This is a genomic window from Pseudoalteromonas maricaloris (genome assembly GCF_024746855.1).
GTDB lineage: Bacteria > Pseudomonadota > Gammaproteobacteria > Enterobacterales > Alteromonadaceae > Pseudoalteromonas > Pseudoalteromonas maricaloris.
Genome location: NZ_CP024626.1, coordinates 637,480 through 650,386, shown reverse-complemented (window position 1 = coordinate 650,386; position 12,907 = coordinate 637,480). Strand labels below are relative to the sequence as shown.

The window sequence follows — 12,907 nt, the reverse complement described above, 5'->3', positions numbered from 1 at the left end:
TTAAACTAGCCACCCGGTCACCATTTCAACAATGGTGCTGGCTTGTGTTTGCTCTATACCTATAATTGGGCGAGCGGGCAGGGTAATCTTATGATTACGGCCAGCCTTACCACCAAAGTGGTGAATAGCGGCGTACTCTTCCCCCAAGCCATGTATCAGCTCATCACCCTCAGGCTTGTGCGTTACCGAGCCCACCAAACCGCTTTTGTCTGTGAGTGTTAAACCAGGCTTTTCTGGGTTTCGGCCTTTACCAGTTCTTGCCGCTTCAGACTGCTCCCATCTGGTACCGTCTGGCGCAAGCTCGTTTAAAAATCGTGTGGTTACGTCCTGATCTAAAAATGCACCTATGTCGTCTAGGATGTCAGTTGGGTCGCCGCTCTTATGGCGCAGCAACTGCAGTATGTCGAGCGCATCACCGGAGACTTCAACAAACACCCCAGCCATTAGAACCTGCTCCAATCAAAGTTAGAAGTAGGCTTTACGGTGCGCATTGTGCCGTGGCTTTTTGGTATCGGTTTTTTAATTTGAATGGTGCCAGCATTGATTTTATCCAGCATTTTGAGCGCTGCACTTTTACGGGCCAGTAACTCATCGCCCGGATTATTGCTGAGCTCATACCACATTAAATCTGTGGCAATGCTTGGGAGCGGAGAGCTATTAATTTGCAGCTCGGTTAACTCAAACTTAGCCACATAACCCATTATCACCGCGTTCACATTGGCGGCTGCTGCATTAAACCAACTGGAGATTTGTACTTGGTTCTCACCAACCGGCTCACCTAATAGTGCCGCGTTAATGTCATCTGCAGTCAGGCGATTATCGTAGTCTGGTTCTATCCGGCCAGACGCAAACTGCAGTAGGGTAGACATACCAAGTAAACTAATAATGTGGGTGGCAGATACAAACATAGTGACCTCATAAAAGGCGGGCGAACCCGCCTTTGGCTCTACTTTAAGGAGTATGGAAATTAAGGTGCTGGTGTTAGCACGTCGGTTAGTAGCATGCCGCAATCTTTAGCAATAATTTGCTCTTCGACTGATTCACCTACCATTACCTCAGTACCACCGAACAGGCCTGCAGAAACAGGCCGATTACCCGACACTCGGTTTTTGTATCGAGCGGTCAACGCAAAAGTCATACGCTTGTTTTCAAACCCAGCTAATGGGTCGTGATATGTAAAGGCGAGGTTGTCACGCCAGGCTCGTTCAAATACTGGCGACTTACCTTTTTTAGCGGTATTAATACGGGCTTGACCAATATTGATATGCTCAATTTCTAATTGGTCTTTAATAAACTGCCAAGGCACTAAGCCTTCATCACCTAACGAACCGTTGTACGCTTTAATCATCCGTTTGTTGGTTCTAAGTTTGGTGGCCACTTTAAAAGACATGGTCATGGCATTAGGGCGCATGAGTGGTTCGTCTAGTAGTTCAAGCAACCATGGCAAAATATCTAAATCAGGGTCATCAATATGTTTAAAACCAGCGGCACTGAGTTTATGGTGCTTACCAAAGTTAGTTGGATCTGCAAACTTATCTGCTACGCGTACTTCACGGCCCAATAAGATTAAATCAGTTATATTCTCTGTAGCCACGCTTAGTGGGCTATAGCCTTCTGGTGCGTTGTCTACATCATCGCTGGGAACAACATCCGATAACCCGTGGTCAGTCACTGAACCGGTTTGGTCATTAAACGTAAACTCAACCTGGTTAGGGCCAGACTTACGGCCAATTTTAGTATCTGGTAGCGTAAACTTTGCGGCCTTCTCGTACTCGCCCCATTTATATTCGCGGCGATTTACAGACGAATACGGCATCAAGGTGTTGGCGATCAACGCACGGTTATTGTACGCAATTGCAATCGCCGTTTGATGGGTGACTGGGATAAATGGCATGCCATTACTCATAACTCAATCCTTACTTAACAATTAAAAATGGGGTAACGTGAATGTCAGCAATAGTGCCGGCGTCACCTGCTTCGAGCACTTTGCCCACCACGTTAATGGTGTCGTCTTCAGCAAACGTTGCTTTATCAAACGGAATGGCTCGGCCATCAGCATCGCTTACCGCCCACTCGCCACCGTCAAAGTCGCCCCCTAGCTCAACGGGCGCAATTTGGTCCATCACCACATCCACGCGTAAGTGGTTATCTGTGCCTTGCTCTGTTACGCCCAGCGCATTATCAGCGACACCTGCAGCAGCGGCTGCCATAAAGTCACCTACGGATACCGCCACAATTCGGTTAGGTTTTATTTCGCTTGTGGCCGCAAAATTACGAATTAATCCAGGAATGGCCATTAGCTTGCCTCCGATTTAATATGATCCATTGCCGCGCTAATGGAGATTGTGCGGCCCTTGTCGGCTTCCGACTTTTGAAACTCAACCGCCTTGGTGGCCAGTTGCTCAGCAGTAAGGTCGCCCGGTTCGTCTTTGTCGTCTTTACTAAAGTCCTTGGTTAAGCCTTTTTGCTCTGGCAACGCTTGCAAAAAGCCCTTAAACCAATCAACTGGCTTACTGGTTTTGTCACCGTCAGCCGCTGCAAATTCAAATGTTTGCTCAGCATCTTGCTCCAGGTGCGCCATAAACTCCGCCAAGCCTTCGGTATTGGTTATGCGCGGCGCTTTACCACCATTGAGCGTGTTATCAATAAACGTTTGTGCCGCTGATTTGCGCTGATTAAACTGGAGCTCAGCATTTTGTTTATTCGCCGCGTCCAGTTGGGCCTGCAATGCCTGTTCTTTTTCGGTTGGTTTTTTGTCACTCACTTCGGTTTCCTCTTGTTGCGGGGCAGCAAACTCGCTTTGCGGGTTAGCTATGCTTTCTTGATGGCGCTCATGCTCTGCCAACGTCACTTGCTGCTGAATATGCTCAGCTTCCCAGTCGGCAAAAACCTTACTGGCTTCTTCGGCACCAAATCGGTCTGTAATAAAGGTTTTAAGGTTGGTAACAAGGCGCACTAAGCCTTGCGCGCCATCTAGGGCGACTTGCTCAATTCGGTCACTGGCAGCAAACTCAAGGACAACAGCTTCACCGTCTTCATCTTTGCTAAACAGCCATTGCATGCCGTCAATGGCAGGGGGCTTACCGCCTAAAAATCCAATGTGGCCGAGCTCGTAACCATTGTCGGTTTTACGTAGGCGCACAGAGCGGTTAGGGTAGCGGGCCTTTTCAACCGCCTCAGCAAAGTCAGCGTCCACCTCTTCCGCTTTGGCGTAAAGGGTGTCGCCCTCAATTTTTAGCTCTTCAGCCCAACCCCATGCTGGGTCGTCTGTTTTAGGGTGGCCAACCACCAAAGGCGAGCTGCGCTTTTTAAAGTTGCTTACCACGCTTTGTAGGTCTGTTTGGCTAAACTCCGCCGTTTTGCCGTTTGAGTCGGTATGTTCACCGGCTCTAAAAATTTCAAACCAATTGAGTTTTGTGTTGGGTCGTTTTTGCGCCATTGCCTTTGCTCACGTTTAAATCTTGGAGCTAGGTTAGCGATGGAATAGCGGGGAGGGAGTAGGGAAACTGGTTTACATAGTGTGCAACTGCACCAGTTATTTAGACTAAACAGGCTGTAAAAAACGATCAACAACTTTTTATGAGGTCCCAATGAACCAATTTGCAAAACTGTTTGAGTCTAACGGCTTTCAAGTACTCGTTAAAAAATCAACGCTCGACACCAACGACGGCACCGTGCCTAAGGTGTCAATCATTACCCGCTTTAGCGACGATGTAGAAATGGATTTTGGTATAGAACTGGAGGCCGACATTGACCGCTGCTGGGATGAACGAGACAGAATATTTGATTCAATAAATCAAAACTCAATAGACAGCATTTTCGACACACTAAGCCCAGACATGACGGCAGACGAAGCCGTTGAACATATTTGGTAAATCACAATGACTATGTACTATCTACATGAGCAACACAGTAAAGCCCTGGCGTTGATTGCTGAAGGCAAAACCGGTCTCTCCTCACAAGCGCTGGCGTTTAACCTGCTTAGCTTAAATACAACCGAAACTTCACACCCACGCGACCCCGCAGACTTTAACCGCTGCCTTCGGATGATTTATGCCGTTCCTGCAGTTAAAAGCAACCTACAAAGCATGAGTAAAGTCAGTACCTATTGGGAGGCTTTAGTCGAGCATTGGGACCAAATAGAGCAATGCTTTTTGGATGAGGCAGGGTTTGAGTGGGAAAAGTCTAAAAAGGCCCCAAAAACCTACAAGTTAATGCGCTCAGTTCTCGATGCCGTAACACCCCGTAAAGGCGATATACCCACGTTTTCCATTTACTTGTCTAAGTAGGAGATGACCATGTTTAACCTATTCAAATTTTTTAAAAAGAAGCCAAAGAAACAGTACAAACTGTCTGAGTTTAGTTTTCGTCGTGTACATAGGGGCCGTACACAGGTTTATCATACAGCAACAAATGAATGGCTAACCTGGCATTTAATTGCTGATGACGTATTTGATGCAGCGGGGGAGCAAGTGACCGAAACAGATTTACACCACGCACTCATTGATACCATAGGCAACGTTACGCAAAGTGTTGTTCATGGGGGTTTAGACCACATGCCAAGCCATTATGATGTAGGCTGCGACTTCGCTAAATCTGACGATACGTCACGCACCGTTGACGCCTCCAACATTCCGTTTACTAGTGAACACAGCCCGTTATCTAGCGATAGCGCATCACGCGCCTTTGATTCTGCCGTGTCTAACCTACCAAGTGGCAATAGCAGCTCAAGTTGGTCATCTGGCTATGATTCGGGTTCGAGCTCATCATGCTCTAGCAGTTCTGATAGTGGCTCGTGGGATTAGGTTAATTATGCTAGTTGAATTTAAACCTTACGGCAAAGGCGCTCCGGTATACGTAAACACAGCACGTATTTTAACTGCTGAGCCCTACCACTCAGGTGAAACAGACTGTGGCTCTATTATCTATTTAGACAATGGCACTACGGTATTGGTAGGTGACTACCCGCGTGCAGTAGCGTTAAAGTCCGATAAAGTGATAAGTCGGTTTGTAAACGGAGCCCTATTGATAACGCGTGAGCGTAACCGCCAGCTTATTGAAGAGGGGCACAGTACAGAGCAAGACGACCAATATAAAAATGGCGCACTTGCAATGGCTGGAATTGTATACGCAACTGTTGCCAGTGTTTCTCCTGAGCTAAGGGAAGAATACAGGCAGGTTTTTAAACAAGGGCAACGAGTTCATCATTGGCCTTGGGACGGAAGTAACCCCAAGTTAGAGCCTAAAGACGATCTAGAGTCTAGGATAAAAGAACTAACTAAAGCGGGGGCGTTGATTGCAGCAGAAATTGACAAGCTACAGAGAAAACTGCGAGCACAGGAGTAAAAGTGATGCTAATCCAGTTTGAACCATATGGCCTTGGTGAACGCATCTACGTCAATACTGAACGCATTACCTACGTTGAACCATATAGTAGTAACACTAGCACTGGCTCAATGCTGCATTTAGATGATGGTACTCAAGTGCTGGTAGGTAACTACCCAAATGAGGTAGCCGATAAAATCAATGCCAAGTAGCAAAAAGCGCGGTAACTCTTACCGCGCTTTTTACCACCCAATCACAAACCAACCCAACACATTCAACTGCAACCATGTTTAAAACACGTTTAAACGGCGTTTAAATTTGTTTAAACCACTTCGAGACGAATCAGTCTACTGCAATTTAGTTTAAAGCGCTTAGCAGGCGTTTGAGACGTTATTTAGCATTTTGGGGTAATAGTAGCTATCAAACTTACTAGAACCGTTAAATTGGTAGGTAGTAAACGGTACAACAGGCAAACCTTAGTAAGTTCATTGCAGATTGTAGGATTTATAAATATACTGTATATGTGTACAGTATAAATTGCAGTGTATGAAAATTATTCCTATCAAAGTTCAGGCTGGGATCACTGGGTTTGAGTCTCCAGCAGCAGAATACAAAGAGCTGGGGCTATCGCTAGACCAACTCATTATAAGTCACCCTAATGCAACCTTTATTGGCTTAGCTTCTGGTGACTCAATGCAAGGTCTTGGTATATTTGACGGAGACATACTGATTGTAGACCGTTCAGTAGAGCCAAAACATTTCGACGTCATAGTAGCCAACTATAACGGTGAGTTCGTTTGTAAAATACTAGATATGCAAAGACGGCAGCTGGTTTCGGCGTCTAGGGCGTTCCCGCCAGTATCAATTTTAGAAGCAGACACCTTTCAGCTTGAAGGCGTTGTTATCAGCGCTGTCCGAATGTTTAAACAAAATGTGGCACTCACCAGATGTATGCGCTAGTAGATGCTACCTCATTCTATGCAAGTGCAGAGCAGGTGTTTGATCTAAGTATTCGTAAAAAGCCAGTTGTTGTACTGTCTAACAACGATGGCTGCATCGTAGCAGCGTCACCAGAGGCTAAAATACTAGGGATCCCAAAATTTGAGCCATACTTCAAACTTAAACATGTTTTAGAACAACATGGCGTAATTATTCGCTCTTCTAACTATGAGTTGTACGCAGATCTGTCAGAAAAGATGATGAACACCATAAGCCAGTTTAGTGACCAACAGTACGTATACTCAATAGACGAGGCATTCTTAAAGTTCGATGGCTACACATCACTAATTAACAACTGGTATAACTATGGCCAATTAATCCGCCGAACAGTATGGCGTACTACAAAACTACCTGTAGGGGTTGGCTTTGGCCCAACCCCTACGCTTGCAAAGGCAGCTAATCACGCAGCAAAAAAGTTTAGCGATGCCACAGGCGTAGCTGTAATTGAAGATGAGCAAACACGCAAAGCCATATTAAAAAGAATGCCAGTAAGTGACGTATGGGGAGTAGGTAGGCGCTTATCTAAAAAGCTAACACTAATGGGCATTAACACCGCTTTAGACTTGGCCAACCAAAGCCCAAGGCATATGCGAACTCAGTTTAGTGTAGTGCTAGAACGTACGATTGAAGAGTTAAACGGTAATAAGTGCCTAACCTGGGACGAAGTAAAACAACGCAAAAAAGAGATATACAGCACCAGAAGCTTTGGAGAACGTATAACGCAGGCCGACGCATTAAAGGCAGCTCTTATAACTCATTGTTCCATTGTTACTAAAAAACTACGGCGGCAAAAATCTTTAGCAAAACGGATTATTATATTTGCTCACTCATCGCCTTTTGAAACAGGCTTTTTTAAAAAGTCATTCATTACGTCACTACCAGTTGCATCGTGCGACAGCATGGTTTTCGCAAACGCAGTGAATGAAGTGTTTGCAGAGCTATACCAACCCGGCGTGCGATATTACAAAGCGGGAATAGGCGCTTTTGAGCTAGAAGACGACAACTTTCTGCAAGCGGATATGTTTAACGAGTCAAACGATAAACCTGAGCTAATGAGTGTGCTAGACGAGATTAACAAACGCTACGGAGTTACAGCGGCAAGGCTAGGGAGCGAGGTTCAAAATAGCGACTGGGCGATGAAAAGAGAGTTTCTATCACCCAGATATACAACAAGGTGGACTGATATACCTTTAATATATTGCGAGTAATTGTAGTAGTGGATAGGGTGGCAAATATAACCACTCTGTTTGATGGTAACTATCATGATTAATCGTGTGTGTTTTGCTACCAGTCGTCAAACTTGTAATTCAGCATGTAATGGTCTGCAATAAACCTAATTGTGAGTGTATTTCTATCAAAGTTATCACTTCTATCAGCGATTTCTGGTACCAATGTAAATACATCATTAGCGAGTGGAAAATCTTTAAACATATTTAATTGGTATACAGTAGCCAGTACTTCAATTGCTTCTCTGTAAAAGCGAACATACTCAATAAAAGTATCATTGATGCGAGGTTTATCGATTCCAATGTGGTTCGATACCTTGTTGATCATAACGTGAAACTTGGTCATGAAAGTTAATAACTCTAAATCTATATGACTTTCAGGTGGATATTGATCTAAATGCACAAAGAACTTTTTGAATAGCTCACTATCAACGGTAGCTAAATGATTTTCATCGTTCTGAGTATGTATATTGTATAGGTATTGCAATGCTGGATTAATCAAACTCGCTATGTAAACACCATTTTTTGTTACAGGAGAAGGGTCGAAAAGAGTACCTTTTTCTGGAAATTCCCTAGACTTACTAAATAGTAATGCAGCATGGTGCTTAGCAACATAAGTCATCCGTTTTGGTAAAAGAGCCCCCTCAAACTTCTTCTCAAAAAAGCTTAGTTCTTTATGATATAAATCGATTTGATGCTCATACTCTTGTCGCTCAAGATTCCTATGAAACTGCTTAGCTCTAAAGTTTGCAGCAGCTAAGGTTCCAAAAGGAATAGAGAGGCCAAGGATCACTAGCGGCACTTTCTGGTACTCAATAAAAGTGTCTAGGCTTGTCTTCGTAATCTTGGTAAATTCAAGCGCATCACCAATTGCGATAGCACACATTAGTATCAAAGATAAGATAATAGGTATTAGTATAAAGGCCCAAAATACCCAATAGGTGAATATAGTTTTCCCTGTGCTTTCTATAATTTTTTGAATCATCTGCTCTGTGGCCCAGTTTAATTCTATTATTGGGGCTTCGATAGCCCCACAACATTTAAGCTTGCTTTCTAAAGATATCGCTACGCTCAAAGTCCTCCCACTCACCCAAGCGTTCAACAAACAACTCAGGCTCAAATGGTTTTTGATGATGTTGCACAACCTCACACACACGGAAGTAATTGCCATCTAACACGATGATGTCTTGGCGTCTTGGTAGGTCAAAGAAAGGCTGCGTCATATTGAATAAGCCTGTAGGCCCGTTCTCAGTCATCTCCCAAATAGATATAGCGAACTCTGCTTCTCTCAAATGTATTCTCCTGCTTGCTTATATATTAGTTTTTTGCGAGTTGTAATTACGCCAGACACACTATAATGATAAAACGCTAGATATAAAGGAGATAAATCATGGAAAGCGTATTTAAATTTGTAGAGCCAAAACAGGAAGCGGCACCACAGGGATTGATTAAGTTTTTTGGCCTAGAGCGATGGTGGCTCAATGAGATAGAGCCATACGAGCGAAAGCGCATACACGACCAGTACGACCCACTGGGTGGTAGCAACAAAATTGACGAAGGCAAAGTCCACAGCACATCAACCACCAAAGTTAGGTTCTTGCAAACATTAGCGGGCTGGTTCCTAAGCAAAGAAGGTGACTTTGAGCTCTGCCAAAAGATCCTAAACAAAGCTGAAGACTCAGTAACCCCATACACCAGCTCTACCGACCTACACTTTTTATACGGCCGCGCGGTTAAGTTTTACTACAAACACCGCAAGCAAGGTAACAACCTGCAAAGGGCTATTTTCTATTGCCAAAAGCAAATAGACAACTCGGCCAAGGCCATACTCTCGATGCAAGGCGAACATAAAGCCATGTTAAAACGGTTAGACGAGTGGGGGATGCCACCAAGGGAAACGCCGTTTTATATACCATCGCACGTAGGCTACTATCAGTTGGCCGTCATCTACAAAAAGCAGCAGGAATGGCAAAAGGTGATCGAGTTATGCCAACAGGCCGACGAACAAGGATGGGCAGGGGATTGGCAGAAGCGGATCGCTGAAGCTAAACAAAAATTAGGGTAACAAGTTAGGTGTAAGTAGCTGGCTCTTACACCTATTAAAAGCTAGCTACTTGCTGATTAACAGGCTTTTTACTCTTAGCTTCAATGAGGGGGAAGTTCATTAATATACAGGTACCATTACGACCCGTTTTAATTTTTAGCTTGGTTTTATACGCTTTTGCTATTTGTCTCATTGTGTAGAAACCAGCCCCAAAGTGCAGCCTAGATTTAAATGGTATTCCTGTGCCGTCATCTTCAACAACAACTTCTATATTCTCTCGAAGTTTGTGCACATTAACTTTAACTAAAGTTCCATGAGAGTATGCTATCGCATTTTGGACAGCGTGATAAACCACAGAATAAATGTCTTTTTCTAATTGTTCTGCTAACCTCTCTTTCCCGATTGTTACTTCAAACTTAGTCATTATCTTAGCTTGTAATGTTGTCTGAAGTTGCAACATATCAAGACCAGAGCCAAGTCTTTGTTCGCCTAGACTGGCATTACAGTGCGCCATTGGTTCAAGAGCCTTTGTAATAGCCTCAAGTTTAACAAGGCCTTCAGTAAGCATAGTATCATCACCACCACAGAGTACTTTTACCTGTTCCAAGGAAAAAACAGCTTGGCTTAACTTATCTGATTGATATTTAATTTGGTTTTTCCGATAAACTCGGTGGAATGACTCAACCCAACAATATCCGTATATAACGATAGCTATAGTGATAAGTAAAATAATAACAAAGTAAGCAACCATTGCTGTTGGAGAACTATACCAATGCGAGCGGACATAAAACTTATACTCAGCATTATCACTAACGAAGTTCCCAATTTTTTGTCTGATGTCGAGCTGATAAGCATTTGGAGCCAAGTTATTCAGTTGTATCATCGGACTTGCTAAATGTACCCAGTCTCCACTATTTAATCGGTATTCGTAGTTTATGTCTGCTACCTCGAAATAACCTAGACTAGTTACGGCTATATTGAGCCAATCATCAACTGCGATTTCGACCTCACCTTTGTCTATATGAAGGCCCTGTTTAGACTTCACAAAACTCACTTGAGGAGGTGTAATCGAATAGTCTTGTACTGGGTTTAATTCAATGAGTGCACGATCACTTACTGCAATTAATTTGTTGCCAAAAAGCTTTACACCACCAATCATGAATGAATGTGTTCTTGTTTCATGAATTAGCTTTGTTGTATCTTTATTTGAGCCAATTGAATGTATTCCATTGCTTGTCAACAACAGCAACTCATCTTGATGCTCGACTAATTCTTTGATGTACTTTGGGGATGGAACTTTATGCCAATCAGAGCCTACTTTTTTTAACAGTCCGTCGCCATAAGTAGCTAGGTAAAGAGTATCTTGTAGTTTGCTAATATCGGTTGCTTTTGCATCGCTTAGATACTCATACTTCGCATAATTATTGGGGTTTGTACTTATGAGCCCTGCGCTCGTGCTGATATAGAGCTTATCTTCAATTTGCTTTACATTAATAATTTCGCGACTAGGCAAAACTGCGTTTATCGTGCTCAAGTCATCAAGAACAAAGTTTTCATTGAAACTAATCAGACCTTCTTTATCAGTTGCTAAATAAAGGTTTTTACCAATTATACTAGCGTTAATTACATACCCTTCGTACAACCTATTCACTGATTTATTTTCTATATCAACTATAAATGCACCGCTGTCACCCATTACAATGACTTTCCCACCAAAGTGCTTTATTGCTGTCACTTCAAAGAAGACTCTTTCGTCACCTATGAGCTGATCATTAAGCCACTTTGCAGGCTTATCGTATATGTAGACTCCTTTAGTAGTCCCTATCCACCACTCAGAATCAACTCGTTCAATCACATTGTATTCAGACCCGAAATCAAGACTGGTTATTCTTGTATTACCCTCCACAATAGCGAACTCATTAATATTCACTCCCCAGAGCCGTTGGGAACTGTCCGCAAATAGCGATATATATGTATTTTTGTCCGAATTAATATTGGTACGAGTAACCTCTAACGTTGATAGCAAAGCTTCATTGACCTTATTGCCGTCAGTGAAGTAAATAAAGTAGGGGGATACATAGGTTAAGTTTTCAGCACTCTTTATATCAGAGTTTTTTACTACACGGTCATGTAAGTGTGTGTAGTAAGCTAAATACTCATTTGCAAAATAGGCAACGCCATGAGGCGTGACCTCTAAATTTCCAGCTCGAACGTTCTCATTTAAAACGATTTGGCTTTGTTTATTAGCTATTCTATAAAGCCCATCATTAGCTAGAACGTAAACATTTCCGAAGCCAGCGCTTAGATCAAATATTCGGTCTTTTCCAGCAAGTAAAACTGCAATTTTTTTGGACTGTATATCATATTCTAAAACCCTAGACTCCTCTTGAAGGATTAAGCTATCTTGATTTAGCTCTATATTCGTAGCTTCAGAATCTGCAAACTTCTCTGCCGATAGGTTTTTCAAGTTAACTTTCCAGATTTCACCTGAGTTATAAAGAACGAAAGCAATATCTCGTTTACTTATTTCTATATCTCTTGCTAAGTCTTGAGGAAGATCCGAGTATTGGCTCAGATTTAAGAGGTGCTGTCCATCATATTTTAGAAGCCCTTCATGAGAAGGAAGGTAAAAATAGTCATTGCTATCTTGCGCAACACTACTCAAGTGCTCAACTTCAATTGCTTTAGCTGTAAATATGATTGCTGCGGCTGCAGCAATTATTATCCTTGCTGAAAACATAGCTAGAATCCTCTCTTGCTAAGGGGGCAAAGCCCCCAATTAACTATTGAATCACTACAGGGTTATGGTTTCTGACACCACATCCAGCTATGACCATTGGTATTTCTGGAATGGATTCAACTTCGGACTTGGTTAAATTACTACTAGACATAATAACATGTGATAATTCTTTGTTAAATTTATTTGTAATTTTATTTTCCAAATTGAATTGCTGCTCTCTTGGTGCGAGGATAAATAGGTAGGTTGGTTTTCTAGGATCTGATTTATTCTGTTTGTTTTCCCACGCTTGAATGACTGATTTACCAGCGCGCTCACCAAATAAATATGTGTATGCGGCTGCCATTAGTTGCGCACCGGAGTCGCTCATAACCATAATTGCAGTATTTTGATAATCACTACCACAATCAAATGATACATCAACATTTAGAATACTACCGTCAGGTAAGAGAAGGTCTGCATTCATACGTTGCACTCTAGCTCTTTCTTTCAATGGTTCTAATGAATATGCTGCTGTAGTACTTAGCCCGCAGATCAAAGCTACCGCTAGTAAATTTTTCTTAATCATTTTCTATC

At 42.8% G+C, this 12,907-nt stretch carries 17 protein-coding genes; 8 read left to right on the top strand and 9 right to left on the bottom strand.

From position 1 onward, the window contains the following. From CTT31_RS20690 to CTT31_RS20670, 5 genes are read right to left on the bottom strand one after another with little or no spacing between them, the layout of a single operon-like run. Positions 1–444, bottom strand: a complete 444-nt coding sequence (locus CTT31_RS20690) for a phage virion morphogenesis protein (protein ID WP_260492955.1) — start codon at positions 442–444, stop codon at positions 1–3. Beyond that, positions 444–908 (bottom strand): hypothetical protein, encoded by a 465-nt coding sequence (locus CTT31_RS20685; RefSeq protein ID WP_260492954.1) that lies wholly within the window; start codon positions 906–908, stop codon positions 444–446. Before CTT31_RS20685 ends, CTT31_RS20690 begins: the two co-directional genes overlap by 1 nt. 59 nt (positions 909–967) lie before the next feature. After that, positions 968–1,906 (bottom strand): capsid protein, encoded by a 939-nt coding sequence (locus tag CTT31_RS20680; RefSeq protein ID WP_260492953.1) that lies wholly within the window; start codon positions 1,904–1,906, stop codon positions 968–970. Between the two features lie 10 nt (positions 1,907–1,916). Then, a complete protein-coding gene (locus tag CTT31_RS20675; protein ID WP_260492952.1) occupies positions 1,917–2,297 on the bottom strand; it encodes a hypothetical protein in 381 nt (126 codons plus the stop codon). Beyond that, a complete protein-coding gene (locus CTT31_RS20670; RefSeq protein WP_260492951.1) occupies positions 2,297–3,439 on the bottom strand; it encodes a hypothetical protein in 1,143 nt (380 codons plus the stop codon). The genes CTT31_RS20675 and CTT31_RS20670 overlap by 1 nt, the downstream gene beginning before the upstream one ends. A gap of 151 nt (positions 3,440–3,590) precedes the next feature. Between CTT31_RS20670 and CTT31_RS20665 the strand changes: the two genes are divergently transcribed. From CTT31_RS20665 to CTT31_RS20635, 7 genes are all read left to right on the top strand, one after another. Continuing rightward, positions 3,591–3,875 (top strand): hypothetical protein, encoded by a 285-nt coding sequence (locus CTT31_RS20665; RefSeq protein ID WP_260492950.1) that lies wholly within the window; start codon positions 3,591–3,593, stop codon positions 3,873–3,875. A 6-nt stretch (positions 3,876–3,881) separates the two neighbouring features. Beyond that, the gene (locus CTT31_RS20660; RefSeq protein WP_260492949.1) at positions 3,882–4,289 is read left to right on the top strand and encodes a hypothetical protein; all 408 of its coding nucleotides are present in this window, start codon (positions 3,882–3,884) and stop codon (positions 4,287–4,289) included. Between the two features lie 9 nt (positions 4,290–4,298). Further along, positions 4,299–4,805 carry a hypothetical protein gene (locus CTT31_RS20655; RefSeq protein ID WP_260492948.1) on the top strand — a complete coding sequence of 169 codons (507 nt, stop codon included), beginning with the start codon at positions 4,299–4,301 and terminating at the stop codon, positions 4,803–4,805. Between the two features lie 7 nt (positions 4,806–4,812). Continuing rightward, positions 4,813–5,346 (top strand): hypothetical protein, encoded by a 534-nt coding sequence (locus CTT31_RS20650; protein WP_260492947.1) that lies wholly within the window; start codon positions 4,813–4,815, stop codon positions 5,344–5,346. Positions 5,347–5,351: 5 nt separating this feature from the next. Then, complete coding sequence (locus CTT31_RS20645; protein ID WP_260492946.1) at positions 5,352–5,537, top strand: hypothetical protein; 186 nt, start codon at positions 5,352–5,354, stop codon at positions 5,535–5,537. Positions 5,538–5,871: 334 nt separating this feature from the next. Continuing rightward, positions 5,872–6,285, top strand: a complete 414-nt coding sequence (locus tag CTT31_RS20640; RefSeq protein ID WP_260492945.1) for a LexA family protein — start codon at positions 5,872–5,874, stop codon at positions 6,283–6,285. Then, entirely contained in the window at positions 6,273–7,532 is a 1,260-nt protein-coding gene (locus CTT31_RS20635) for a Y-family DNA polymerase (protein WP_260492944.1), read from the top strand. The genes CTT31_RS20640 and CTT31_RS20635 overlap by 13 nt, the downstream gene beginning before the upstream one ends. 76 nt (positions 7,533–7,608) lie before the next feature. On the opposite strand, the gene CTT31_RS20630 is transcribed toward CTT31_RS20635, so the two are convergent. Then, on the bottom strand, positions 7,609–8,625 hold the full coding sequence (locus CTT31_RS20630) for a hypothetical protein (RefSeq protein ID WP_260492943.1): 1,017 nt from the start codon (positions 8,623–8,625) through the stop codon (positions 7,609–7,611). Continuing rightward, a complete protein-coding gene (locus tag CTT31_RS20625; RefSeq protein ID WP_260492942.1) occupies positions 8,591–8,842 on the bottom strand; it encodes a hypothetical protein in 252 nt (83 codons plus the stop codon). The genes CTT31_RS20630 and CTT31_RS20625 overlap by 35 nt, the downstream gene beginning before the upstream one ends. A gap of 98 nt (positions 8,843–8,940) precedes the next feature. On the opposite strand from CTT31_RS20625, the gene CTT31_RS20620 reads away from it, so the two are divergent. Then, positions 8,941–9,615, top strand: a complete 675-nt coding sequence (locus CTT31_RS20620; protein WP_260492941.1) for a hypothetical protein — start codon at positions 8,941–8,943, stop codon at positions 9,613–9,615. 34 nt (positions 9,616–9,649) lie between these two features. Here the strand turns inward: CTT31_RS20620 and CTT31_RS20615 are convergent, their stop codons facing one another. Both CTT31_RS20615 and CTT31_RS20610 read right to left on the bottom strand, forming a co-directional pair. Beyond that, a complete protein-coding gene (locus tag CTT31_RS20615) occupies positions 9,650–12,334 on the bottom strand; it encodes an ATP-binding protein (protein WP_260492940.1) in 2,685 nt (894 codons plus the stop codon). Positions 12,335–12,377: 43 nt separating this feature from the next. After that, positions 12,378–12,899, bottom strand: coding sequence for a hypothetical protein (locus CTT31_RS20610; protein WP_260492939.1), 522 nt, complete (start codon positions 12,897–12,899; stop codon positions 12,378–12,380). Positions 12,900–12,907: the final 8 nt, after the last annotated feature.

What these genes read in the sequence shown, in the direction of transcription:
- CTT31_RS20615 (WP_260492940.1), bottom strand. Translation starts at nt 12,334, where the DNA reads ATGTTTTCAGCAAGGATAATAATTGCTGCAGCCGCAGCAATCATATTT.
- CTT31_RS20620 (WP_260492941.1), top strand. Translation starts at nt 8,941, where the DNA reads ATGGAAAGCGTATTTAAATTTGTAGAGCCAAAACAGGAAGCGGCACCA.
- CTT31_RS20640 (WP_260492945.1), top strand. Translation starts at nt 5,872, where the DNA reads ATGAAAATTATTCCTATCAAAGTTCAGGCTGGGATCACTGGGTTTGAG.
- CTT31_RS20670 (WP_260492951.1), bottom strand. Translation starts at nt 3,439, where the DNA reads ATGGCGCAAAAACGACCCAACACAAAACTCAATTGGTTTGAAATTTTT.
- CTT31_RS20655 (WP_260492948.1), top strand. Translation starts at nt 4,299, where the DNA reads ATGTTTAACCTATTCAAATTTTTTAAAAAGAAGCCAAAGAAACAGTAC.
- CTT31_RS20645 (WP_260492946.1), top strand. Translation starts at nt 5,352, where the DNA reads ATGCTAATCCAGTTTGAACCATATGGCCTTGGTGAACGCATCTACGTC.
- CTT31_RS20650 (WP_260492947.1), top strand. Translation starts at nt 4,813, where the DNA reads ATGCTAGTTGAATTTAAACCTTACGGCAAAGGCGCTCCGGTATACGTA.
- CTT31_RS20635 (WP_260492944.1), top strand. Translation starts at nt 6,273, where the DNA reads ATGTATGCGCTAGTAGATGCTACCTCATTCTATGCAAGTGCAGAGCAG.
- CTT31_RS20680 (WP_260492953.1), bottom strand. Translation starts at nt 1,906, where the DNA reads ATGAGTAATGGCATGCCATTTATCCCAGTCACCCATCAAACGGCGATT.
- CTT31_RS20610 (WP_260492939.1), bottom strand. Translation starts at nt 12,899, where the DNA reads ATGATTAAGAAAAATTTACTAGCGGTAGCTTTGATCTGCGGGCTAAGT.
- CTT31_RS20685 (WP_260492954.1), bottom strand. Translation starts at nt 908, where the DNA reads ATGTTTGTATCTGCCACCCACATTATTAGTTTACTTGGTATGTCTACC.
- CTT31_RS20660 (WP_260492949.1), top strand. Translation starts at nt 3,882, where the DNA reads ATGACTATGTACTATCTACATGAGCAACACAGTAAAGCCCTGGCGTTG.
- CTT31_RS20665 (WP_260492950.1), top strand. Translation starts at nt 3,591, where the DNA reads ATGAACCAATTTGCAAAACTGTTTGAGTCTAACGGCTTTCAAGTACTC.
- CTT31_RS20690 (WP_260492955.1), bottom strand. Translation starts at nt 444, where the DNA reads ATGGCTGGGGTGTTTGTTGAAGTCTCCGGTGATGCGCTCGACATACTG.
- CTT31_RS20675 (WP_260492952.1), bottom strand. Translation starts at nt 2,297, where the DNA reads ATGGCCATTCCTGGATTAATTCGTAATTTTGCGGCCACAAGCGAAATA.